The following is a 25221-nucleotide window of genomic DNA, read 5'->3' as shown; positions in this document are numbered from 1 at the left end:
CGGTGGGTCTAAATGAAGCAACAGTAAGAAAGTATATTCGAGAGCAAGAAGCACACGATCAGGCAGTAGATAAGCTGAGTGTAAAAGAATACGAAGATCCATTCAGCAGTAATCGGAGCAAAAAGAAGTAAAACCAGTTTAACTGGTAAGTGAAAGAGACAAATAACAATGAGCCTGAACAGCCCTGCTGTCAGGCTAGCGTCTTTAGGCGCAGTTTGGCAACAGGGGGTTATACCCTAAGAGCAAACCACCCGTTGGACGGGTGGTCCTGATTTTGCTAATAAATATGGTACGAAAGTATACCAAAGAGTAGACACAGGTGGCAATCAAATGTCTACCATCGTTACGAATAAAGTGCAGCAAGGGGTCATGTGTGCCCACTGTGGCATTGATAAGATGAGAATATATTAATATGAGCATTTTCATAAATCAGGAGTGCTTCCAAGAGAGACTTATGAATATGCGGATCAGAGCGGAAAGGAGGAGATGTAATGGAGAAAACCATTATGGATTACCTTGTATTGATTCGGAAAAGGTTATGGCTGATTACTGCATTTGTTCTGATCTCATGCCTAACAACGCTGTATGTCAGTCAGAATTTCGTGAAGCCTGTGTATGCTGCTTCCAGCCAGATACTCATTAACAACATCTCGGGCACACCGCAAAGCAACAGCCTGAATGAAGTCAATGCCAGTCTTAACCTGGTGCAGAGCTACAGGGATATTCTTACGTCACCTTCCATTATGAACACTGTAGTCTCTGCTCACCCCGAATTTGGTCTCAATCAGGCGCAGTTGACAGAGAAACTGCAGATCAAATCCTCTGACAAGAGCCAGGTTATCGGGCTTACGGTAGAAGATGAGAGCTATCAGAAGGCAGCAGGTATTGTAAATGCCGTATCGCAGACCTTTGCGCGCTCCGTACCTGAGCTAATGAACCTGAATAATGTGAAGATTCTGAATCTGGCGGATGTTCAGGCTGATCCAGAGCCAGTCAATGGCAGTCCGCTCATGAATATTGCCATTAGCTTTATCGTGTCCTTGATGATTGCACTCGGAACGTTAATTTTCCTGGAGAGCATCAACGGTACGCTCAGATCTGAGAAAGAAGCTGAGGCAGAGCTCGGCATTCCTGTAATTGCAGCCATTCCGGTCATCCGCAAAAAGGATCTGGGCAGCGCCGCTGGCAAACCCAAAGAACGAGTGGGGGAACGAACTTATGCTGCAGTTGAGTGATGCGTTAATTACCGAGACGAACCCGGCTTCGCATGTATCTGAATCCTTTCGTTCACTTAGGACATACATCCGCCAGCAGGTCATCGGCACGAGTGATCTGGGAACAGCTCTTCTGGTAGCCTCGCCTGGTCATGGAGAAGGCAAGACGACATTGCTGGCCAATGTTGCTGTATCCTTCGCCCAGGAAGGACGAAAGATTGCTATTGTCGATGCAGACCTGCGTCGCCCGGCCATCCATGAAGTGTTCGGTATGGAGAATACCAGTGGATTATCGAGCTATCTTCGCAGCTCCGCCAGTTCCAAGGACATCATCCGTAAGGTAGACAGCAGCCTGTATGTGATTCTGGCTGAGAACAGCATCTATAATGCGGCAGATATGCTGGGTAGCGCGAAGATGAAGCAACTGATTGATGAGCTACGCGAGGAATATGATCTTATTCTGATTGACTCCCCATCTGCACTGGATTACACGGATGCCCGTCTACTGGCGCCGATCACAGACGGGGTGGTGCTGGTCGCCCAGCATTCGCGTACGAAACGCAGTGATATTCGCAAGACCAAGCAACTCATGGATCAGGCAGGAGCCTCCATTGTGGGCATCGTGTTGAACCAAGTGAAATAACTTATGCATAACCAATATCATTCTAGGAGGCCAATGCGATGAAAAAAGTGAAAAAAGCGATTATCCCGGCCGCAGGACTCGGCACACGGTTCTTACCGGCGACCAAGGCAATGCCTAAGGAAATGCTTCCAATCATCAACAAGCCCACGATTCAGTACATCGTGGAAGAAGCAATTGACTCCGGAATTGAGGACATCATCATTGTCACAGGTAAGGGCAAGCGGGCCATCGAGGATCACTTCGATAACGCCTTTGAACTGGAGTCCAGATTGCTCGAGGACGGCAAGCTGGACATTCTGAAAGAGGTGCAGCGCTCCTCGAAGGTTGAGATTCACTATATTCGCCAGAAGGAGCCGAAGGGTCTCGGACATGCTGTATGGTGTGCCAGACGCTTCATTGGCGATGAGCCGTTCGGCGTGTTGCTGGGAGATGACATTGTCACAGGCAAGACTCCATGCCTTCGTCAGCTGATGGATCAATATGAGGAGACTCAGAACTCCGTGATCGGAGTACAAAAGGTGCCCGAGGAATATACACATCGTTATGGAATTATCGAGCCGGATCTTCAGGAAGGACGACTGTACAGAGTAAACAACTTTGTAGAGAAGCCACCGAAGGGTACGGCACCGTCAGACCTTGCGATTATGGGCCGATACGTATTCACACCTAAGATTTTCAAATACCTGGATTTGCAGGAGCGCGGAGCTGGCGGAGAGATTCAGTTGACGGATGCGATCCAAAAGCTTAATCAAAGCGAGCGTGTCTATGCTTATGACTTTGAGGGTACTCGTTATGATGTGGGAGAGCGACTTGGCTATATTCTGACCACCCTGGAATTTGCGATGCAAAGCGGCGATCTCAAATATCCTGTGCTGGATGCCATGGCTGAGTGGCTCGCCAAAGCTGATCATTCCACCACGGTTGGATCATAAGGAGGGAGTCATTGCGATGAGCATGGAAAATCTGCCGGATGACTATGAGGCTGTCGTGCCGGGTAAAACGTTTTACATGCCATATGGAACTAAGAAGGTACAGGATAAGACCTCATATCTGGTGACCAAACGCATTCTGGATATCTTGCTGTCAGGCATAGGACTCATCGTATTGCTACCACTGTTCGTGCTGGTGGGTATTCTCATCAAGCTGGAGGACCCGAAGGGGAGTGTCTTCTTCAAGCAGACCAGGGTAGGCAAGAACGAGAAGCTGTTCAGCATGTTTAAGTTCAGATCGATGGTGTCCAATGCCGAGGAGCTCAAAAAGGATCTGATGGCCATGAATGAGGTCAGTGGGGCCATGTTCAAAATCAAGAATGATCCGCGAATTACACGGATCGGCAGATTCCTTCGCAAGACCAGCATTGATGAAATACCGCAGCTGTGGAACGTATTGCGGGGAGACATGAGCCTGGTGGGGCCCCGTCCGCCTTTGCCAAGCGAGGTGGAGGAATACTCCGACTATGACAAGCAGCGCTTGATCGTCACCCCGGGGTGCACGGGCTATTGGCAGGTTAGCGCGCGCAACAGTGTCGGCTTTGAGGAGATGGTGCAGATGGACCTCAAGTACATCCATGTGCGCAACACCTGGCTGGATCTGAAGATCATCTTCAAGACAGGGGTCATCATGCTCTTCTCCAGGGATGCCTACTGATGGACAACAATCAAGGGATTCATAACAGCGTACCTGAGCTGTCCATTATCATATGCACCTATAATCGAGCTGACCTGCTGCAGAAGACGCTGGTGTCATTACTGTCCCTGAAGGAGCTGGAACGGGCAGAGGTCATCGTCGTGGACAATCGCTCGACGGACCATACCGCTAGTGTCATCGGGCGGTTCGAGGAGGCACACGGGCATAGGCTGAGCTTCCGCCACCACTATGAATCCGAACAAGGGCTGTCGGCAGCTCGCAATGCAGGTATCCATCTGGCGCAGGCTGAGCTTGTAGCCTTTCTGGATGACGATGCCATTCCCTGCGTGGGCTGGATCTCAACCATTGTGGACACCTTCCACAGGCATCCGGATATGAGTGCTCTTGGAGGACCGATTGCACCGATCTTCGAGATCGAGCGGCCCTCCTGGCTTAGCGGCCCTCTTGAACTGCCTTACACAATCGTAAATCTGGGCACGGAGGAGCGTGAGTATCCGAAGAACCTGAATCCGTTCGGCGCCAATATGGCTATGCGCACATCGGTATTTGCCACAGGAATGTTCCCGCTCCATCTGGGTCGCAAGGGCAACCTCCTCCTTTCGGGAGAGGAATCGTGGGTATTTGAGAACATTCGCAGGGCTGGCGGGCTGGTCATCTATCATCCCGATATGGCGGTGGATCATTTCGTACCTGCCGAGCGCTTGACGAGAGACTGGATTATGAACAGGTACTATTGCCAAGGTATGTCGTACGCAGCTCAGTGCAGTGGCCCCAAGGATTGGGCCATGCTTATGGCCAAGACGGGAGCTAAGCTGTTGTATATTGCTATGAGCTCCTTGAGAGCACGCAGTGAAGCAGCGAGACTGCTGATTCAATGCAGGATGGAAAGTATACGGGGAACGATGGATACATTTCGGAACCGAAATCGTGAGTCTGCCGCAGGATGAGGTGTTGAACAATGAGTAACTATCCACGGATAGCCAGAATGAATGCCTTTCAACAAGTGACGGTATTCCTGCTGGCTGCGTTGTTTATCGGGGTCGCAGCTACCTATCAGCCCTTCATCAGCATCGCTGCTGTAGTGGTGCTACTGCTGCTGGGAGTCTGTATCACCCACCCTGATCGGATCAGCTATCTCGTATTGCTGAGCACAGCCTTATCTGTGGATTACCTGATTCCCGGCGGCTTGTTCGGATTCGAGGTGCTATCCCTCTACAAGCTGGGCATATTGGCCTTGTTAGTCCCTTGTATGCTGGTCAATGGCATCCGGCTGAAATTCAGCTATCCCATCTGGGCATTTGCAGCCATGCTTGGAATTACTTTTACATTCTCGGTCTGGCTTCCACAGATGAGCGCATCACTGGCAATCAAGGCCTTTATCGGGCTGTCATTGCCCTTCTTTTTTCTCCTAATCAAGTGGAAGAGGGCTGTGGCCGAGAAGCACATTCGCATCATCGCGATGCTTCCCGTCATTAGTGTCGTAGCAGGACTGCTGCTGGCTGTAGCTGGTATGCATTCCTTGGCTTCTGTGGAATTCACTGGAGCCATTCGGCTGCAGGGGGCGAACATCCCGCCGCATCTGGCGATGCTGGCTTTTATTGGGATTGGCGTATCCTTAATCGAAATAAAGCGAAGACCAGAGCAGAGCATCTACTTCTACATGACACTGGCTCTTAACTTTATGATTCTGATCGGTACGGGGACTCGTGGACCTATCCTTGCGTTATTGCCGATTCTGGCTGTGTATTTGTACGATATTTCCCGTCAATATTTGCGGGGCAGGCTGAGATATATGCTTCCACTTGGAGGCTCGATCCTGGTGGGGATCGCTGCGGTAGCTCTGCAATGGGACAATTTGATGAAGCGCTCATTCGAGCGACAGACGGATACGGGCATTGATCTGTCGGGCCGCTCAGAGGCGTGGGATTATTTTCTAAGCCGGGTTCAGGACTATCCGTGGTCAGGAAGAGGACTTGGCGCGGTGACAATTGCGAACGATGGCACGCTGTTCAATGGCTTCGTCGTACCGCATAACGAATACATCCGCTTTTACTTTGATTCAGGATACATTGGCTGCGGCCTGCTAATGCTCTCGCTGCTGATCGTGTTCGTTCTCATTTATCGATCGCTTGCTAAGCCGATCAAGCCCTATTTCGCAGGTCTGATTACCGGATTTCTGATTTATTCCTTTTCGGACAATACCTTATCAACGGTTCAAATGATTATTCCGTTGTGCTGGTATTTGAATTGCTTGTACCAGACTTCAACGCAAACCGATTTCGCAAAAGAGAAGTGATACGATGAGCAGAGTGAACATGTTCGATGTCAATTTTGATAACTATGACTTTAATGATTTGTTGGATTACATTGATCGGACCATTCAGCAGCAGGACCATTCCTATATTCTGACCTGCAATGTGGACCATGTCATCAAGCTTCGCAAGGACAGGGAGTTCAAGCAGATCTATTCGGAGGCAGGAGCTGTAGTAGCTGATGGCATGCCGATTATCTGGGCCTCCAAGCTACTGCGCAAGCCGCTGAAGGAGAAGGTGTCCGGTTCCGATCTGTTCAGCAAGCTGGGTGAGGCCTTTGAGGAGCGTCAATATAGGCTGTTCTTCATGGGCTCGGCAGATGGAGTGGCTGAGAAGGCCATGCAAAATCTGAAGCAGTCCTATCCACAGATTAATGTAGTGGGCTATTATTCTCCCTCCTATGGCTTTGAGAACAACGAGGAGGAGAACCAGAGGATTATCCACATGCTGAAGGAGAGTCGCCCGGACATTGTTTTCGTCGGTGTAGGCGCTCCGAAGCAAGAGAAATGGATTTATCGGCACTATGAATCCTATCGTGCTCCGGTGTCAATCGGTGTCGGGGCAACCTTTGATTTCCTGTCCGGGTCCATCAAGCGAGCACCGGAGCTGATGCAAAAGACGGGGTTTGAATGGTTTTGGCGCTTATCACAGGAACCTCGAAGACTATGGAAGAGATATCTGATTGAGGATACTCAATTTCTGCTCCTACTGCTCAAAGAAATGCTCAAAACCAATCGGATGAAGAGGGGAAACGCGGAGTAATCCGCCCGTATTCCTGCAGAAAGGAAGCACCTGAATGAGAAATGCCGGACGATTATCTAACCAGCCGCAGGGATTCAGCCTGTGGAACACACGCGGATTGACCATATTGCTGCTGGGTATGGCGGCCTGTATCCTGCCACTCATGATCGGATATGTCAGCGCCAAGCTGAGTCCTACCATGAGCCAGCAGGCGGCTGCAGTGCTTGCACTGGTCTTTCCAGCATTTGTACTGGCGATGATCCAATCCCGCATGCTCGTTCCCTACACGCTCGTAGTATGGGCCATCGCGCCTGAAATACGCAGAATCATGGACTGGATGGAGGGCACCTACCATTCGGTATCGTTGCTCAGCGTTGCTCCGCTTCTGGCTGGAGCGATGATCATTATTCCAGTGCTGCGAAGCATTCATCATGTCGATAAGCCTTTGGCCAGAGCTGTTCTGTATTTCGGGGTAGCTCTCGGCTACGGCAGCCTGATCGGGCTGGCCAAGAATGGAATGGGCTTCGCCTATGATCTGGCGAACTATGTGATCCCATTGCTGCTTCTGCCATATTTCGCTGTAAGACCATTTTCTCCCAAAGATCTCGACCGATTGCTGTATGCGTATGCGAATATCGCCACACTGGTAGCGGTCTACGGCATAATTCAATACCTAACCGTACCGCCATGGGATGCCTTCTGGATGAATCATGTTGAGATGAATTCGATTGGCATGCCCTATCCACTCGAAATCCGGGTGTTCTCGACCTTGAACTCTCCGGGACCGTGCGCAGCCTTTTTGGCTTTGGCTCTCGTGCCCATGCTGATGGAGAAACGGTGGCGAGGCACGCTGGGGTGGGTCGGTCTGCTGCTCACGGTAACCGGATTGCTGATTACACTGGTGCGCTCTGCCTGGCTGGTTGTATTCGTCATGCTGCTGGTATATATCGTCACATCCGCCTCCAAGGGGAAATGGAAGACGATTCTGCAATTGGTCCTTGTCGGCGCAGCTATGTTCTACATTGTGCCGAAGCTGCCTGGAGCAGAGGGGCTCGTGGCCCGGATGGAGACGCTCACGTCCATTCAGGAGGATCATTCCTACAATGAGCGGCTGGACCTCCTGAACACCATGGTCCCGGCTGTAATCGGGAACCCGGTTGGTCAGGGCATCGGAAGTGTAGGTACAGGCACGAAGCTGGAGAATGGAGGGGATCTGGGAGAGCACGGGGTTATGGACAACGGCATCATCGCGGTCTTCCTGACCTTCGGCATTGCAGGAGCGCTGTTCTTTTTTGGCGCATTGTTTTTCCTGGCCAAGAAGCTGCTTCAGCGCATTGCCTTGCGCGACAGCTATCAGCCGTATGCCCGTCTAGCATTTGCGGCGTGGGCGGGAGCGGTCGCGAACCTGATATCTGATAACGGCTTCCCGGGAATGCGAGGTTACCTCGTATGGATGCTGATTGGAATAGGGCTGTGGGCCAAAGACGCTTCATCGGAAAGAAGGTAGCAATCGATGCAATATTTACAGGCACTGTCCAGTCCAATTCGAAGCATATTCAGCTTTATTGTCCGCTTTGCCAAAAGCAAGGATAACAGCTCAGCAGCGGTCAAGACGATGTTCTTCAGCATTATGATCCTGATGGTGAACATGCTGACAGGCATACTGACAGCACGTTACCTCGGACCTACGGGGCGTGGAGAACAGACTGCGATGGTGAACTGGTCTCAATTTCTGGCCTTCTGTCTGACCTTCGGTGTGCCTTCGGCACTGATCTATAGCGCCAAGAAGAGCCCCAAGGATGCAGGATCACTCTATGGGATCGCACTGCTGCTGGCTATTTTGTTCGGAAGCATAGCTACAACGATCGGAATATTCGTAGTACCGATCTGGCTGGATGCCTTTGATCCAGGAGTTGTTCTATTCGCACAGATTTCGATGATCTTGTGTCCTCTGGTGGCGATCTCACAGGTCAACAATGCCATGCTCCAGGTGCGGGGTGAATATAAGCAATACAACTTGTTCAGGTACATTACTCCGCTGGCGACCTTGCTCGGCTTAGGCATTCTGATTGTGACGGGCATGATGAACCCCTATACATCGGCGCTTGCTTATTTGCTCCCGGCTGTGCCGGTATATGCGATGGTCACGGTACGACTGATTCGGACCTATAAGCCGAAGATCAAGAATGGCTGGGCTCATTTCAAGCGTTTGTTCACCTACGGGATGGGTTCCTACGGAAATGATCTGATGGGTCAGGTCTCCCAATACATCGACCAGATTCTGATTGCAGCCCTGCTGAGGCCAGCAGAGCTCGGATTGTATGCAGTGGCTGTCAGCCTGGCGCGAATGGTCAATGTATTTTCAACCTCGATCATTGTCGTTCTCTTCCCGAAGGCATCCAGCCTGGATAAGGATGAGGCGATTGCGATCACCTTCAGAGCCTTTCGGATTACATCCACTGCCACGATTCTGGCGTCTGTGGTACTGATGCTGATTGCTCCATATGTGTTCACTTTACTGTACGGACCGGAATTCAAAAGCGCGCTTACCGTATTCCGATTCCTGGTGCTAGAGGTGTCCATTGGCGGGGGAACCATGGTATTGGCACAGGCATTTATGGCGCTTGGCAAACCAAAACTTGTCACGATACTTCAGGGGGCCGGCCTGGCCATGGTAGTTCCTCTCCTGATTGTGCTGGTTCCAGCTTATGGTCTGACTGGAGCAGGCATAGCGATGCTCATCTCGGTTATCATTCGTTTTTCCATGATTCTGATCAACGTCAAATTTGTACTTAAGACCAAAATTCCAAGACTCATCATTTCCAGACAGGATATTCAGTGGCTCCGGTCTACCCTGTCCACATATATCCGGAGAAAACCGGCTAACGGTTAAGAACAAAAGGAGGCCCCCTGTAATGAACCATATGTCGAGCGTACCTGTAGATAACAGGATATCCGTCGTCATTATCGCGCAGGATGACGAAGTCCGGATTGCCAAGGCGATCCAGTCCTGTGCATCCTTCGCGGACGAGGTAGTCGTGATCGATGGAGGCAGCAAGGATAATACCGCTCAGGTCTCCGAAGCCCTGGGCTGCAGGGTATTCATCAATCCGTGGCCGGGTTATGCCAAGCAGCGTACCTTTGGGATTGAGCGGGCCCAGTACGATTGGATCTTTCTGATCGATACCGATGAGGTTGTGAATCAGGAGCTGGCCCTGGATCTGGTGGAGAAGAAAGCAACCTTGCATGATCCGGCCAAGGCCTACTCCATGTACCGGATCGGGGATTTTCTCGGAAAGTGGATGAACAAAGGCGAATATCTGGTGCGGCTATTCAACCGCCGGATCTATGGTATTACCAACAGTCTTGTGCACGAAATGCCGGATGTGGCAGAGGAGCAGACCATTCGGCTGAACGGTGTGCTGTGGCATTACGGATTTCGAAGCATCAGTGATCATGTCATGCGATTCAATAAATATACCGATCTGGAGGCGGAGACAGCCTTCAGCAAGGGCAAGAGCTTCAAGATCATGAATCTGCTGCTCAGACCACCAGCACGCTTTTGTCAGAAGTATTTCGTACAAGGTTTTTACCGGAAAGGCATTGCAGGGTTCGCTGTAGCGGTGTTCTGGGTCATGTACGAATTTCTGGTCTGCTTCAAGCACTATGAGCTGACCAAGCGCAGCAAGCAGGTCACACTCAAGAATGAGGAGCCGGCGGAGAAGAAGGGAGAGACCAGTTATGTCGTTCAATAACCGATTTAGTGAGCGATTGAGTAACAGCGAACTGAATATTGTAGCGACTGGACTTAGCTGGCCTTCGCTACAGGCAGGCGGGCTGAATACGTATTTTAAATCCGTATGTGAGCAGCTGTCGCTGAGTCATTCCCTTGATGCCTTGATCTGTAATGAGCAACAGCCAGAGGTCCCCCCACGAATGAAGGTCCATTCGATTGGAAGCAATGGGCAGTCTCTATGGAAGCGGAGAGAGCAGATGCAGAAATATGCAGCAGAGCTGTTCGACAGACAGCCTGTCGACGTACTGTATTCCCACTTTGCTCCTTACAGTGTAGGGCCGGCGGCTGAGGCGCGAAAGAGAGGTATTCCCGTCGTCATGACGTTCCATGGTCCCTGGACCGAGGAGATCAAGCTGGAGGGCCAGGGCTTCAAGCATCTACTTAAGACCACCATGGCTCGCTCCATTGAGATGAAGGCCTATGGACTCGCCGACCGATTCATCGTCCTCAGTGAGACCTTCAGGGATATCCTTCATCAGCAATACAAGGTCCCTTTGCACAAGATTCAGATTATCCCGGGAGGAGCGGATATTTCTCGCTTCCATCCAGCTGATGACAAGGCTGAAGTGCGGAAGCGACTTCAGCTTCCACAGGAGGCAACAGTTGTTCTGACCGTGCGCAGACTCGTCAATCGGATGGGTCTTGTGCAGCTACTTGAAGCCTGGAGGACTGTTGCAGAGCGCCATCCAAATCATATTCTCCTGATTGGCGGGCGAGGTCATCTTCAGGCAGAGCTAGAAGCACGAATCGTGGAATATGGGCTGCAGGAGCAGGTAAGGCTGCTTGGTTACATCTCCGATGAGGAGCTGCCCTTGTACCATCAGGCCTCTGATCTGTTCGTGGTGCCGACGCAGGCGCTGGAGGGCTTTGGCCTGATTACGGTAGAAGCGATGGCCTCGGGATTGCCGGTCATGGCGACTCCGGTCGGTGGCAATCGGGAGATTCTGAGCCGCTTCCGGCCCGAGCTGCTATTCGCGGGAACGGATAGTAGAGAGATCCAGGATGGACTACTGAGAAGCCTTGAGCAGCGTGAGACGTGGCCGGATGCCGAGATATGCAGGGCACATGTGCTACAGCATTACACCTGGGAGCGAGTAGCCGAGCAGATCGAGGATGTATTTCGGCAAGTTGTAGACAGAAAGGCGGCGGCAGGATGCTAAGAGTAGCTTACATTGATCATACCGCTCGCTGGAGCGGCGGCGAGGTAGCGTTGTATAACATTTTGACTCACATTGGCAAGGACATTAATCCACTCGTGATACTTGCGGAGGAAGGGGACTTGGCCGATCGTCTACGGGAGCGACAGATTGATGTTCGTATTGTGCCGATGGACGAATCTGTACGCAATCGCGGGCGCAACACCGTGAACCTGGGTGCACCTGCGGCAGCTCTAAAGCTGCTGGCCTATGGCAACAAGCTGGCACCACTACTCAAGGATGAGCAGGTTGACTGTGTTCACACCAACTCCCTCAAGTCTGCTCTCTATGGAGCTGTTGCAGCGAAGAAAGCCAAGGTACCCTTGATCTGGCATATTCGGGATCATATCGGTCCGCCGTATTTGAAGCCTGTGGTAGCCAAGGCCATTCGTCTGCTGTCGCGGTTCCTACCAAATGGGGTCATCGCCAATTCCAAATCAACCCTGAGTGCACTGGAGCTGCCGCCTGACAAGAAGACATTGGTCGTCTACTCCGCCTTCGCCAAGGCGATTACGGAACGACAGGGCGCGATCGCAACCAAGAATGAGTTCAACATCGTGTTGGTTGGTCGCCTGGCGCACTGGAAGGGGCAACACGTACTGCTGGAAGCGGCCAGAGCGTTCGCAGAGGATGCACGCGTGAAATTCTGGCTGGCTGGAGATGCCCTGTTCGGTGAGCAGGAGTATAAGCGTGAGCTGGAGCAGACGATTGACCGTTATGGCTTGAAGCAGGTTCAACTGCTAGGCCACGTGGATGACATTCAGGGCCTGATGCAGCGCTGTGATCTGCTAGTGCATACCTCCGTTACACCTGAGCCCTTCGGGCAGGTCATCGTGGAAGGGATGGCGGCCGGACTGCCAGTCATAGCATCCAATGAAGGAGGGCCGACAGAGACAGTCATGCATGGAGAGACAGGGCTGCTAATCCAGCCGGGGGACCCCGCCAAGCTGGAGGAGGCTATTCGCTGGATGCTGGAGCATCCGGAGGAACGGCAGGAGATGGGCCGGAAGGGGATGGAGCGTGTGAAGCGGCATTTTGTAATCGAGAATACCGTCAAAGATATCGTTCATTATTACAAAGGCTTGCTGGCAGGTATATAACAGACTCTCGTGTTTAAAAGGATGGTATTGATGAAAATAGCGATAGCACATGATTATTTGATCCAGATGGGCGGAGCCGAGCGAGTGGTGGAGGTATTTCACAGCATGTACCCGGAGGCTCCCATCTACACGACGGTGTTCAGTGACAGCCGCTTGTCCCATAACTTGAAGGATGCAGATATCAGGGCCTCCTGGCTGCAGAACATTCCGGGAGTGAAGTCCAATTTCAAGAGCGTGCTGCCGCTGTATCCCATTGCCATCCGGGATTTTGACTTCCGAGACTTTGACATTGTATTAAGCTCAAGCAGCGCATTCATGAAGAGCATTCAAGTACCCAAGCATACCTTTCACATTTGCTACTGTCATACTCCTATGCGGTTCGCCTGGGATTACGATACATACATGTCCGGGCAATCCCGATCCAATCTGTTCAAGAGCATGCTCAGGCTGTATATGAACCGTCTCAAGACTTGGGACCAGAAGACTTCGGTGCATGTGGACCAATACGTCGCGAATTCGTCTGTCGTCAAGCATCGAATCCGTTCTTATTATCAGCGGGATGCAGATGTAATCTTTCCCCCGATCAATACTTCGCGCTTCAAGAGCTCGACACGTATTGGGGACTACTATTTGATTGTCTCCAGACTCAACTCCTACAAGCGGATTGATCTGGCGATTGAGGCCTTTAACCGCAACGGAATGAAGCTCTGCATTGTTGGTGAAGGGCCGGACCGCAAACGTCTGGAGAGCATGGCGAAGCCGAATATTGAATTCCTTGGCAGATTGGAGGATGCCCACGTTACGAAGCTGATGGCAGAATGCAGGGCACTGATTTTTCCAGGGATTGAGGATTTCGGTATTACGCCACTTGAGGCGAACGCGGCTGGCAGACCTGTCATTGCGTTTCAGGGAGGCGGTGCGCTGGATACGATTCAGCCTTATGTAAATGGCGTATTCTTCCGCAAGCATGAGGTGGAGGATGTCCTGGAGGCGGTGCAGGCTATAGAAAGTCACGACTGGAATATTGATGGCATTATGAAGCATGCGCAAAAGTTCGATGAAAGCACGTTCAAGGAGCAATTCAAGAAGTACGTAGAGCAGGCCTATGTGAACTTTCTAAAAGGAGGATGAGGTTATGAAGCTGGCTGTCATTGGAACGGGTTATGTGGGTCTTGTCTCGGGGGTGTGCTTTGCGCTGAGAGGCAATGAGGTGATCTGCGTCGACTATGATGAGAGCAAGATCGAGAAGCTGAAGCGCGCGGAATCTCCAATCTATGAGCCTGGCATTGAGGAACTGATCGAGCAGAATCTTGCTGAGCAGCGCCTGGAGTTCACGACGGATCTGGAGGGGGCTGTAAGGCGCTCCGATATCGTCATTATTGCGGTAGGTACCCCTTCGCTACCGAATGGCGAGGCGAATCTGCACTATATTGAACAGGCGGCTGCGGCTGTAGGTCAGGCCATGAATTCACATAAGATCGTGATGACCAAGAGCACCGTACCTGTCGGCACGAATGAGAAGATTCGGGAGGTCATTGCCCGTCACACGGAGCATGCCTTCGATATCGTCTCGGCTCCGGAATTCCTGCGCGAAGGCTCAGCAATCAGTGATACGCTTCAGCCTGACCGCATCATTATCGGGATTGATAATCCAGCGCTGCATGAGACCATGGTCAAGCTGCATGAGGTGTTCACGAGCAACATCTATGTAACGGACGTTCGCAGTGCAGAAATGATCAAGTATGCGTCTAATGCCTTCCTGGCGACCAAAATTTCCTTCATTAATGAAATTGCGAACATCTGTGAGAAAGTAGGCGCTGACGTCACCAACGTCGCGGAAGGCATGGGGATGGATAAGCGCATCGGCTCCTCCTTTTTGCAGGCAGGGATTGGCTACGGAGGCTCTTGCTTTCCAAAGGATACCAATGCATTGATTCAGATTGCGGGCAATGTGGATTATGAGTTCAAGCTATTGAAATCTGTAGTCGAGGTGAACAGCGACCAGCGTTATATGATCATTGCCAAGCTGCGCGAATCCCTCGGGCAGTTACATGGTGTGCCTGTAGGAATCTGGGGGCTGTCCTTCAAGCCCAACACGGATGACATCCGTGAATCTCCGGCATTGGAGATTATAGGCACGTTGATTCAAGAAGGAGCGATTGTGAAGGTGCATGATCCGATTGCCATGGATAAATTCAAGGCGGAGATGGACCATCCCAGCATTCACTGGTGCAACACACCTGAGGAGGCAGCTACGGGGAGTGACGCGGTCTGTCTGCTGACCGACTGGGAAGCCTACAAGCAGGTTGATCTCCACGGACTGGGAGCGTTGCTGCGCAAGCCAATTCTGATCGACGGCCGCAATGTATTCAGCGAGTATCAGATTGCCGAATCCGGGCTGGAATATTATTCGGTGGGTAGACCCCGCATGGGCGGCTTGAGCGGCCTGTCTCCAAGTGTGGCAGGAGCATTATAGGAGGACGAGACATACAATAAGCAATAAGCGTAACAGTTGGAACAGCTAGGCTGCGAAATAGAGAGAATCCCAATTATCGGAGAAGGAGTGTTGTGCAATGAAATTAGTACTTCTGTCTGGTGGTTCCGGCAAAAGATTATGGCCCCTATCCAATGATTCGCGTTCCAAGCAGTTCCTAAAAGTGCTGCAGAATCCGAATGGTAGCGCTGAATCTATGGTGCAGCGTGTGTGGCGACAACTGGGCGACATCGGCTTATGCGGCTCGTCCTATATTGCGACAGGACGGGGACAGGTAGAGATGATCCAAAGTCAGATCGGGGAAGAGGTCAAGATTATTGTTGAGCCCGAACGTCGGGATACATTCCCGGCGATTGCTCTGACAGCCACCTATCTGTACTCTATTGCAGGCGTCTCAACAGATACGGTCATCTCGATTCTTCCAGTAGACCCGTACGTGGAGGAGAGCTTCTTCCATACAGTGGCTCGACTAGAGGATACGTTGACGGAGACGGGAGCTAACCTGGCCCTCATGGGTGTCATTCCAACCTACCCTTCCGAGAAATATGGCTACATTATCCCCAAGACGGATACGGAAGCCGGCGAGAGCGGCAGTCTTGCGGTTAGTCACTTTCAAGAGAAGCCGAACCGGGAGCAAGCGGAGCAGCTCATCGAACAGCAAGCCTTGTGGAACTGTGGCGTCTTCGCCTTCCGTCTGGGATATCTGCTCAATATTTTGGAGGACAAAGGGCTTCCGCTGAATTATGAGGAGCTGCAAAAGCAGTATAAGCTGCTCGCAAAGATCAGCTTTGACTATGAGGTCGTGGAGAAGGAGCAGAAGATTGCCGTGCTGCCATACGACGGGTTCTGGAAGGACCTCGGTACCTGGAATACACTGACGGAGGAAATGACCCAGCAGCAGGTAGGCAGGGGTGTGATAACCGAGGATTCAGTCAATACGAGCCTGATTAATGAGCTGGATATTCCCGTAACTGTGATCGGCGCGAGCGATCTGATCGTAGCTGCCAGTCCAGACGGAATTCTTGTAACGAACAAAGCCGAGAGCCCGCGCATCAAGGAGGTGCTGAAGGCTCATGAGCAACGTCCGATGTACGAGGAGCGGCGTTGGGGCCATTACCGGGTCGTGGACTATATCAAGTACCCAGAAGGCAACGAGGTCCTCACGAAGCGCATCTTCGTCGAGGCCGGCAAGAATATCAGCTATCAGCTGCATCTGAAGCGCAGTGAGATCTGGACGGTCATCAGCGGCGAAGCCGAGGTCATCCTGAATGAACGCCTGCATCGTGTGAAGGCTGGTGACGTGGTACGTATTCCTGAGGGGACGAAGCACAGTATTCTGGCTGTAACCGATGTGGAGATTATCGAGGTACAGACAGGTTCTGAGCTGGTTGAGGAGGATATTGTGCGCTTCTGCATGGATTGGAATGAAATTTCTTTGCAGCAGTTCATTTCATAAGCAGTTTGTTTCAAAAGCAGTTCATCTCATAAACAGTACTCGAATCACAAAAGAAAACATTGTCGAATTATTGTCTGTTTCTGAAAATTAATGCCGAAATACGCAAGATAACTGTAATACATGACAAACATCTATAAAAAATTGGCAGGAAAAAGTCGATACAAAGGATGAGAAGGAATTGAAAAACCTTCCAAATTCAAGTGAGCTGCATAGCAGCTCCTTAGCCTGAGGCTACTGCATACACGAAGAGACGGCAGCCAGGCTAGCGAAAGGAAGATTATTCGTGAAAGCTCATCCTTTGGATCGATGGATCAAGAGACTCCTGCCCACAGTTCTCGTAGGTGCTCTATTGACGGTTGGGGTAACGCAGTGGGCCGCTCCGGCTCATGCTGCTCTAGCTCCGATTAACCCCGCCGCTTCAGCAGAGGCACGTGAATTATACAGTTATCTACAATCCATTAATGGTCAGAAGATGATAACAGGTCAGCATGATTACCTGGAGACACCCGACGAGTTGAACAACCGACTGAAGAAAATCAGCGGCGAATATGCCGGACTGCACGGCTATGAGCTGGGAGCGATCTCCGGTCAGACGGCCAGTCAAGCCGAAGCGCAGCGCAGCAAGGTGGTGGAGAGCGCCATTCGATGGCACCAAGCTGGTGGAATTGTGGCAATGACCTATCATCAACCGTTGCCTGGCAAGCCCATGACCTGGGCTAACGTACAAGCGAAGCTTAGCCAGAGTCAATTCGATCGCTATGTTACGCCTGGGACCCAGGAATATAGCAAGCTGATTGCAGATCTGGATCAGGTTGCTGTCTCGTTGAAGAAGCTTAGTGACGAGGGGGTTCCCATCTTGTGGCGGCCCTATCATGAGATGAATGGTAGTTGGTTCTGGTGGGGGAAGAAGAATAATTTTGATGAGCTATGGGATTTGATGTATGACCGTTTTGTCCGTGTGCACAAGCTCGATAATCTAATATGGGTTTGGAACCCGAATGCTCCGAATACGTGGTCTGACCCGTATGCGACCACCTTTCCTGGTCTGGCCAAGGTAGATGTTCTTGCCGCTGATATCTATGATAACGATTATAAACAGCGTTACTATGAGGAGCTGCTTGCATTGGCAGGCAACAAGCCTATTGCCATTGGAGAGCATGGGGAGATGCCAAGCGCACGGGTGCTGGAATCCCAGCCGAGATGGACCTACTCTATGACTTGGGGCAAGATGCTGCTGGAGAACAACACAGAGCAGGATATTGTGCATTATATGGAGCATGAGCGTACGTTAACCCGTGACGAGCTTCAGGAGGATATGGAGGGGAATAATGAAGCGCCTACGCCGACACTGCCCCCACAAGATCCAGGCACTTCTGAAGGGAATCCGAGTCTACCAGAGGAGCCCATCGCTTCCCCACCTTCTCCTGCACCAGAGCCTCAGCCAGAGCCAGAACCAGAGTTAGTCAATGGCTTATATGGAGAGTATTTTAACAACATGACACTGAGCGGTGATCCTGTGCTTCGTCGATTGGAGGCCAAGCTGGATTACAATTGGCGTACGGCTTCTCCTGATCCTGCTGTACAAGCAGACCGGTTTTCTGCCCGCTGGACAGGGAGAGTAAGCCCACGATTTACAGATGTGTACACGTTTACGACGATATCGGATGATGGAATCCGGGTATGGGTAAATGATCAACTTATTATTGATAGCTGGTTCAAGCAGAGCTGGACAGAACGTAAAGGTAGCATCGCTTTGAACGGAGGCGAGCTCTACGACCTCAAGGTTGAATATTATGATCAAGAAGGCGATGCCATGGCACGTCTCATGTGGGAAAGTCAGCAAGAAGCCAAAGCAGTTATACCTTCTAATGCTTTGTTTCTGCCATTGAATTGAACGCTCTTTCCCGGCCATTAAACCAGTGGAGAAAGTGTGGACGAGGATATGAAAAAAAGGTTGGCGAACAAATATGCCTTATTATGCATGGGGCTACTGGGTCTGATCGTGCTGGTATCCCTGCAGCTGAATGGGGACAGCCAGACGACCGAGCCAGAATCCGTGAATGCGGCAACCACGATCTGGAAGCTGGGGACTCGTGACAACTCTGCGGAGGAGTTCAAGGGAAAGGCAGACAACCAGCCCGCGGCCGTTCGTGTGACCTCGGCTAACCAGACAGGAAGCAGCTCTGCTCAGGTGTCTTCGGGTACACTCAAGCTAGATGGGGCCATTCCTACTGGACTGAATGCGTCGATTAATCCCGAACTGGTCCTTCAGTATGAGCTGGATCAGGTTCCTCCTAACGGGGTGCTATTTAATGTGCGTATTCTGGATGCGGGCAAGGCAGTTCCTCAAATGGCCGTGTTCTCCAACCGACAATTGGCGGGCATTATCCAGATTGCTGGAGTATCGGGTACGGGAAGTACACACTCGTTCAAAGAGAACTATCAATTGTATATTCCCAAAGAGCAGCTAAAGAAAGGCAACAATGAGCTACGTCTGGAGGCAGTACGATGCCTCTACTGCACGAGCTCTGAGGACCCGAATCTGTGGTGGACCTGGGATGATCTGAATCTTCAGGCACTCTCTTCCCCGGCGCAGGAGCCAATTCATGGACGTTATATCCGTACAGGTACCAATGTCAACAATCAGGAGTTCTACTACGATCAGGGAGCTGTACGTCATCTGCCTACGGTGATGAAATGGCTTGGGGTTGCGTATAGTGGAAATATTATGAGGGTGACGTGCGCCAGTAATGTGGGCAATGCCTGCTCGGATGTGGATGATTATTACAAGACCCTTAAGCAGTACAATATGCAAGCGGTAGCCTTATATTTGTATACAGGTGATATCAAGCTAAAAGCCGACGGTAGTCTGCCAGACACGGCGAAGCAGAAGCTTACCTCCTATTTACAGAAATATGGACCTTACGTGCAATATTTTGAGGTCGATAATGAGCCGGGACTCTTCAACCGCTCCAAAGCCGTAAATCTGGCAGTAGCCAAATGGCTGAATACGGAGGGCAAGAAGATAGCTCCTCATCTGAAGACCGTCGCACCAGGCTGGGCGTACTGGCCAGCTTATTCTGTCAAAGCCTGCAAGAATCAGGACGGCGGTGCGAAGGCTTGTGGTACACCTGATGGATGGGAAGCCGACCCGCAGCAGCGACTTGAGCTGGAGAAGGTTACGGATCTGACAAATGGTCATGCCTATGGTGCATCCTATGTGGATGCTGTAGGTGGCAGCTTCGTAGAGAACCTGCGTACCTTTGGCGGTGCCAACAATGGTCTTAGCAAGCCTATGCTGAATACGGAATTCGGTACGTCAGGTACGCATGTGGATGATCCGGCATATGGCGCGAGTCAGCCGAATGCTGCGGCATTTGACCGAATTATGCGTTCGCAGATTGGATTCGCCGATATGTTCGTACAGCATGCGGCCTTTTATCAGGACTTCTCGCTGTTCAAGACGGGCTTTGATCTGCAAGATCATAATCCGGCAGCGACGGAGGTCTATCCGTTCAGCAATGGCCAGGATTCGAGAGTCGACATTATGCGTAGACTAAGCCTTGCTTATGCAACCCATGGCAAGCCCTTGACCTACACCGTATTGAACACCTCCGATACGGCGGACAAACTGGTGTATGTGCGTGCTGTAGATACCTCGTCGCTTGCTCCCATTGCTGGCAGTGGCGCTAAATCCAACAAGCAGCTGTTGAATTTGGTGAATTTTGAACCGACTACACAGCAGATCAAGGTTCGCGTAACGATGCCTCAGCAGGGAGAGTATCGTGGAGAGCGAATCGGTTCAGGTGCGACTTATACAGCGGCACATCGGAATGTGAGCGGTCTTAAGGCTTCACCGACGCTGGAGTTCGAAGAAACATTAGGGCCGGGCGAGTCTGTACAGTACATTCTGGAAAAGGTAAATGCGACAACCGCGAGTACAGCTGTGGCCCCGGATTGGGTCCAAGCTAGTGCAGCCAAGTCAGATCAGATCCAGGTGAGCTGGATGCAGAGCGAAGGGGTGCAAGCTTACGACGTACTACGTGCCAGCAGTAAGGAAGGGGACTACCGTGTTATCGCTGCGGAGGTAGAGGGAGGCTCTTATGCCGATCGTACCGCTGCAGCTGGTACCACCTACATGTATAAAATCCGTCCGACTGGATCTAACCAGATATCTGAGAAGGCTGAGGTGACCTTCACGGGTCTGGCGCAGTTGGACAGGAGCAATTGGAAGACCAGTGCCAGTGTGAACAGTGGCAATGCTAGATTGGCTATTGATGGTAATGGGCGTACCAGGTGGGACACGGGTAGCGCTCAGCGCTCGGGAGTCTTTTATCAGGTGGATTTGGGAGCGACGCAAGTCATTAGCCGTTTATTGCTGGATACCACCGCTTCGGAGGGAGATTATCCGCGTGCCTATGATGTTCAGGTGTCTGCGGACGGCAAGCAATGGACCAAAGTAGCTTCTGGGAAAGGATCAGGAGCACAGGAGGAGATTAACTTCGCTTCATCCCGTGCTCGTTACATCAAGATCACCCTTACTGGTACAGCTTCAAATTATTGGTCGATTCATGAGCTTCAGCTATATGGATCATAAGCTTCATGGAGCTTTCATCTGTAGGCTGGCAGGTACGACCTCTACTAGGAAGGCAGATACAAACCAAGGCTTACTGGAGTCATGTCCCCTCCGGTAAGCCTTGGTTTGTTATATTCGCCCAAAATATCATTTGTAGCTTGATGTCGATGATGGCCTCAAGCTTATAAGTCTTTACGGATGAATCGGCGCATTCCGATTGCAAAAAGCACTGCCGTGTATACGGCGGCATACACCACAAACATTGTCGAGGGAACATCGCCAATACCGAAGGGACCGTCCATTCTTACTGGGACAATTCCCTGAATGTCTTCATAGCTGAACAACACAGCCTGCATTTTCCTGTGCAGTCCATCAGCCGGCATAATCAGTGACAGGATGCCTGTAATGTTGCTGAGCGTCTGGAGGGGGCCTGGCTCAAGTCCCACAGAGCCGATGATTTTGCCAATCATTCCGCCGAGCCACCCCGCTCCATAGAGCATCGTCATGACCACGCCATTCGCAATCGAAGACAGATAGCCAGACCCGAACATGGATACAGTTACGAGTAAAGGAACAACCGAAGCAAAGAGCAGAAACGCCTGTGCCAACACCATTGGGTCACGTGGAATGGAGGCATGTACATCGGTAATCCATAGAATTAGGCTATACAATATTAAGGCATATACCAGACCAAATGAGACATAGCCGAGCCAGCGGCCTGTATACCATTTCCATCTCGGGATCGGTCGCGGCAGCATGGCCTGCATGATGCCTTGCTCCGCCTCACCTGCAATCGCAGAAAATGAGCTGAAGATCGACAAAAAGGCGAGCACAAAGCCAGCAAAGAGAAAACCGAACATCAATATTAACATGCCTAACATGAATTGCTGAATCATAGCTTCACTGTTCACACTATCCGTGATAGTTGTGGGAGCTTCTCCACCAATGGCACTGGCGATGAACCAGAAACCCAGCAGGAACAAGGCTGTCAGTATGATCGTTAGCAGCAGGACCCGTTTGCGAAGGAGCTCCTTCCAGGTCATGGTCCAAATAATCTTCATTCCTGTTCCCCCCTATGGTTCAAACCAGCTACAGCCTCCATGAACCATTCTTCAAGCCGTTCCCGGACCTTGGTGACCTCGTACAGCGTCAGCCCTTGTCCGATTAGCAGTGAGTTGACCCATCCAACCTGTTCTTCGTTCTCCAGCTCTGCTTCAAGCCAGACGATATCCTCTGCACTCGAACCATAGGCAGCTTCGCCCTGATTCTGTTCGTCATTATGTAAACGAAAGCTGAATCCTGTTGTATCTATGAGCCATGATAGCAAAAAAGGCGAAAATCCACCGACTTTAAAACGCCAGCAGACTCGCTTTTGGAGCACCTCATCTACCCGTCCATGACGAAGCACCTGTCCGTTGTTCAAGAGTGCCATCCTGTCACACAATACCTCCACATCCTCCAGCAGATGTGAATTTAAGAAAATCGTCTTCCCTTGCTGCTTCAATTCCTCAAGCAGACCGCGCACATGCATCCGTCCGACAGGGTCCATAGCCGAGGAGGGCTCGTCAAGAAAAAGGACAGCCGGATCATTCACCAGTGCGCAGGCCAGACCCAGTCGCTGCTGCATGCCTTTGGAATAATGCTTAACGCGGTCCTTGCCACGTTGACCGACACCTACCTTACGTAGTAGCTCAGGAACTCGCTGGCTGATTACGCTTTTGTCCAAGCCGCATAATTGGCCGTGCAGACGGACGACCTCTTCACCAGTAAGCCACTCCTGATACCTGTATAGCTCGGGCAAGTATCCGATCTGCCGCTTCGCTTCAATAGTACCGATAGGCGCACCCAGCAGGGTCGCTTCTCCTGCAGTCGGGTGGATGAGACCGACGAGCATTTTCACAAATGTGCTCTTCCCGGCACCATTAGGACCGAGGAAGCCAAAGGCTTCCCCTTTCCCTACAGAGATCGTGACATTGCGGCAGCCACGTCCATTGCTGTATTCCTTGGTTAGTGCCTTCGCTTCGATGGCCAGTTCACTCATGCCTCGACCAGCTCCTTAAGCTTGTTCATGAATTCAGCCTCTTCTTCGTAGGCGCTCCCGCCCTGAAAGTGGAACAGCTGCCCGTCCTTCACCCAGACTGCGATGTGGTCTGTTAGCTGGTTGTATTGGCGCTGTTCAATGAGCACCTTCGTTCCGGCAATCATCGTCTCTTGTATGTCGGATGCTTGATCAACTACATATGGCATGGGGATGGAGCCTGTCAAAATGCCGCTCTGCTGCAGCTGTTCCTTCAGATCGGAAGGAAGAATAGGAAGCTGAAGAACGGCCTCCACGGCTTCTGTCACATCCACGGATGGATCAATCAGGAATTCAGGTGACTGCATTTGTCTCAATGATGCCCAATTCTGATCGCTAGTGCCCATGTCATACATGATGCCTTCATGAATATTCAATTCCACTTCTTTGCCGTCCATGGACTCTGGTAGCAGCTTGGTCGCTCCTACGCGCTGCATAGCATGATTCAGCTCATTCACATTTAGCTTCATCATAATCTTGTGTGAGGGAGTAACGTAGACTTCCTCTTCGGTACCTAAGAGGTTGGCAGGAAGCAGCGGCACCCCTAGACGGGATATGGCTTCCTCACGCGTAAATTGTCCCTCAATGCTTCCACTTTCTGTACTGAATTGTCCAAAAACATTCTCCCTGCTGGCCGATTCGCCCGGCACAAGTTGATTCAGCATATTCTCGATGCTTTCCCCGTCGACGGTAGCAATTTCCTGCACCTTGAATTGATTCAGAAGGGCAGCAAGTGCATTATTGCCCATTGGTGTGACAAGAACTGTCCCAATGATCACGGCAGCCACAGCAGCACTGGTCCATTTCCAGCGTCGTCCACCCCGTCTGCGGCGAGTGTTAACAGAAAGCGGAGCGCTCTCTTTCATTTGTGCTGTTGAGGTATGCGTTGTAGACACAGCAGCAACTGCTGCCGAAGACTGCGGGTGAGTAGCTGGCAGACGTAGCTCCTGCTTACTCGCTTCCCAAGTTTCCCATTTAGCGTTTACGGGCTCGCTCGCCAGTTTTTTCTGTAGTTTGTTCCATGCATCGTGTGTGCTTGTATCTATTCCTGAATCCTGTCGCTTGTTCGTCATATCTTGTTCACCCTTTCATAGCTAGGTTAGTCTTGTTGGGCCATAGCTTTGCTGGCTGTCGTCTCCAGCTTGCGTGTTGCCCTTTGCAGCAGGCTTCCAATGAGAGGCCGTCTGACCTTAAGCTCCTCCGCAATCTCTGCATAGCTATAGCCTGAGTAGCGAAGCAGTAGTGCCTGTCGATCACGCTCAGGTAGGCTGCTCAGCCATGTCTGGACCTCTTCCTGATCTAGCTGTCTCATTAGGACTTCTTCGCCAGATTCCGGGGTAGCCTCACCTTCATACATCAGCTCCTGCTTATCCTGGAGTCTTCTCTCTCTAGCTTTTTTCTCCAAATAATCGTATCCGATTCTTGTAAGCACCCGGTGCAGCCATGCCCCCAGGGTGGCAGGATTGTCTGGTGGGTTCCGGTATAGTCTCAGGAAGACCTCCTGTGCCAGATCGTCAGCAGCGGCATCATCGCGCACCAGCGCGGCTAATTTTCTACGTACGGTTGGATAATGTTCAAAAAATATGTTACGGAATGCTGAGGATTCCGGAATACTCATGGTGTAATTGCCTCCTTTCAGCTGCAGCTATTAGGAAGACGAACCTTTTTACGTTTTTGTAGCATGAACAGAAAAATTTTCTCGGATTCGTCTGTATCCTTAGATTGGTATATATCTACTCTACATAACAGAATATAGCATAGCTAATTCTAGCACCTTGATCAGATCAAATGTGAGTGTAGAGCCCGCTCTCCGCTCACGACTACGCTCCCCCACATCATTGAACCTGAAATCAGGTTTGGCTAAGGTGCTGGTAATAACTTTGCCTACATTCGTCAAATTTCATCATAAATAGACCAATTTCGCATCCAGCAGACGACAGTATTTGCTGTTCACATTGAATATGATAGA

21 protein-coding genes and 1 pseudogene are annotated in these 25221 nt (G+C 51.1%); 18 read left to right on the top strand and 4 right to left on the bottom strand.

Features of this window, described 5'->3' with window-relative positions; genetic code table 11:
- The 18 genes and pseudogenes from D328_RS30775 to D328_RS0119360 form a co-directional block, all read left to right on the top strand.
- Window positions 1–131, top strand: a pseudogene (locus D328_RS30775) (IS200/IS605 family transposase); the annotation flags it as partial.
- Window positions 132–491: 360 nt separating this feature from the next.
- The gene (locus D328_RS0119440) at window positions 492–1235 is read left to right on the top strand and encodes a YveK family protein (RefSeq protein ID WP_018886708.1); all 744 of its coding nucleotides are present in this window, start codon (window positions 492–494) and stop codon (window positions 1233–1235) included.
- Window positions 1219–1857 carry a CpsD/CapB family tyrosine-protein kinase gene (locus D328_RS0119435; protein WP_018886707.1) on the top strand — a complete coding sequence of 213 codons (639 nt, stop codon included), beginning with the start codon at window positions 1219–1221 and terminating at the stop codon, window positions 1855–1857. The genes D328_RS0119440 and D328_RS0119435 overlap by 17 nt, the downstream gene beginning before the upstream one ends.
- 38 nt (window positions 1858–1895) lie before the next feature.
- Entirely contained in the window at window positions 1896–2789 is an 894-nt protein-coding gene (gene galU / locus D328_RS0119430; RefSeq protein WP_018886706.1) for a UTP--glucose-1-phosphate uridylyltransferase GalU, read from the top strand.
- 16 nt (window positions 2790–2805) lie between these two features.
- Window positions 2806–3504, top strand: coding sequence for a sugar transferase (locus D328_RS0119425; RefSeq protein ID WP_018886705.1), 699 nt, complete (start codon window positions 2806–2808; stop codon window positions 3502–3504).
- Entirely contained in the window at window positions 3504–4451 is a 948-nt protein-coding gene (locus D328_RS0119420; protein WP_018886704.1) for a glycosyltransferase, read from the top strand. The genes D328_RS0119425 and D328_RS0119420 overlap by 1 nt, the downstream gene beginning before the upstream one ends.
- Window positions 4452–4462: 11 nt before the next feature.
- The gene (locus D328_RS0119415; RefSeq protein ID WP_018886703.1) at window positions 4463–5800 is read left to right on the top strand and encodes an O-antigen ligase family protein; all 1338 of its coding nucleotides are present in this window, start codon (window positions 4463–4465) and stop codon (window positions 5798–5800) included.
- A 4-nt stretch (window positions 5801–5804) separates the two neighbouring features.
- Complete coding sequence (locus D328_RS0119410) at window positions 5805–6578, top strand: WecB/TagA/CpsF family glycosyltransferase (RefSeq protein ID WP_018886702.1); 774 nt, start codon at window positions 5805–5807, stop codon at window positions 6576–6578.
- A 34-nt stretch (window positions 6579–6612) separates the two neighbouring features.
- The gene (locus D328_RS0119405; RefSeq protein WP_018886701.1) at window positions 6613–8064 is read left to right on the top strand and encodes an O-antigen ligase family protein; all 1452 of its coding nucleotides are present in this window, start codon (window positions 6613–6615) and stop codon (window positions 8062–8064) included.
- Between the two features lie 6 nt (window positions 8065–8070).
- Window positions 8071–9450, top strand: a complete 1380-nt coding sequence (locus tag D328_RS0119400; protein WP_018886700.1) for an oligosaccharide flippase family protein — start codon at window positions 8071–8073, stop codon at window positions 9448–9450.
- Between the two features lie 22 nt (window positions 9451–9472).
- On the top strand, window positions 9473–10312 hold the full coding sequence (locus tag D328_RS0119395) for a glycosyltransferase family 2 protein (RefSeq protein WP_018886699.1): 840 nt from the start codon (window positions 9473–9475) through the stop codon (window positions 10310–10312).
- Complete coding sequence (locus D328_RS0119390; RefSeq protein WP_018886698.1) at window positions 10299–11513, top strand: glycosyltransferase family 4 protein; 1215 nt, start codon at window positions 10299–10301, stop codon at window positions 11511–11513. Before D328_RS0119395 ends, D328_RS0119390 begins: the two co-directional genes overlap by 14 nt.
- A complete protein-coding gene (locus D328_RS0119385; RefSeq protein WP_018886697.1) occupies window positions 11507–12649 on the top strand; it encodes a glycosyltransferase family 4 protein in 1143 nt (380 codons plus the stop codon). Before D328_RS0119390 ends, D328_RS0119385 begins: the two co-directional genes overlap by 7 nt.
- A 30-nt stretch (window positions 12650–12679) precedes the next feature.
- Window positions 12680–13780: a glycosyltransferase gene (locus tag D328_RS0119380; protein ID WP_018886696.1), complete on the top strand. Its 1101-nt coding sequence runs from the start codon at window positions 12680–12682 to the stop codon at window positions 13778–13780.
- Window positions 13781–13784: 4 nt separating this feature from the next.
- Complete coding sequence (locus D328_RS0119375; RefSeq protein ID WP_018886695.1) at window positions 13785–15125, top strand: UDP-glucose dehydrogenase family protein; 1341 nt, start codon at window positions 13785–13787, stop codon at window positions 15123–15125.
- 97 nt (window positions 15126–15222) lie between these two features.
- Window positions 15223–16599: a sugar phosphate nucleotidyltransferase gene (locus D328_RS0119370; protein WP_018886694.1), complete on the top strand. Its 1377-nt coding sequence runs from the start codon at window positions 15223–15225 to the stop codon at window positions 16597–16599.
- Between the two features lie 283 nt (window positions 16600–16882).
- Window positions 16883–18493 (top strand): glycosyl hydrolase, encoded by a 1611-nt coding sequence (locus D328_RS0119365; RefSeq protein WP_018886693.1) that lies wholly within the window; start codon window positions 16883–16885, stop codon window positions 18491–18493.
- A 48-nt stretch (window positions 18494–18541) separates the two neighbouring features.
- The gene (locus D328_RS0119360) at window positions 18542–21196 is read left to right on the top strand and encodes a discoidin domain-containing protein (protein WP_033413294.1); all 2655 of its coding nucleotides are present in this window, start codon (window positions 18542–18544) and stop codon (window positions 21194–21196) included.
- 161 nt (window positions 21197–21357) lie between these two features.
- Here the strand turns inward: D328_RS0119360 and D328_RS0119355 are convergent, their stop codons facing one another.
- Genes D328_RS0119355 through D328_RS0119340 form a run of 4 tightly spaced genes read right to left on the bottom strand, consistent with a single transcriptional unit; the run spans window position 21358 to window position 24870 of the window.
- Complete coding sequence (locus tag D328_RS0119355) at window positions 21358–22236, bottom strand: ABC transporter permease subunit (protein WP_018886691.1); 879 nt, start codon at window positions 22234–22236, stop codon at window positions 21358–21360.
- Window positions 22233–23216: an ABC transporter ATP-binding protein gene (locus D328_RS0119350; protein WP_018886690.1), complete on the bottom strand. Its 984-nt coding sequence runs from the start codon at window positions 23214–23216 to the stop codon at window positions 22233–22235. Before D328_RS0119350 ends, D328_RS0119355 begins: the two co-directional genes overlap by 4 nt.
- Window positions 23213–24325, bottom strand: a complete 1113-nt coding sequence (locus tag D328_RS0119345; RefSeq protein WP_018886689.1) for a hypothetical protein — start codon at window positions 24323–24325, stop codon at window positions 23213–23215. The genes D328_RS0119350 and D328_RS0119345 overlap by 4 nt, the downstream gene beginning before the upstream one ends.
- 26 nt (window positions 24326–24351) lie before the next feature.
- The gene (locus tag D328_RS0119340) at window positions 24352–24870 is read right to left on the bottom strand and encodes a sigma-70 family RNA polymerase sigma factor (RefSeq protein ID WP_018886688.1); all 519 of its coding nucleotides are present in this window, start codon (window positions 24868–24870) and stop codon (window positions 24352–24354) included.
- Window positions 24871–25221: the final 351 nt, after the last annotated feature.

It is taken from the genome of Paenibacillus massiliensis 2301065 = DSM 16942 (assembly GCF_000377505.1).
Lineage (GTDB): Bacteria > Bacillota > Bacilli > Paenibacillales > Paenibacillaceae > Paenibacillus > Paenibacillus massiliensis.
Note: the sequence above shows the minus strand (reverse complement) of the source record. Positions and strands in the feature narration are given on the sequence as shown.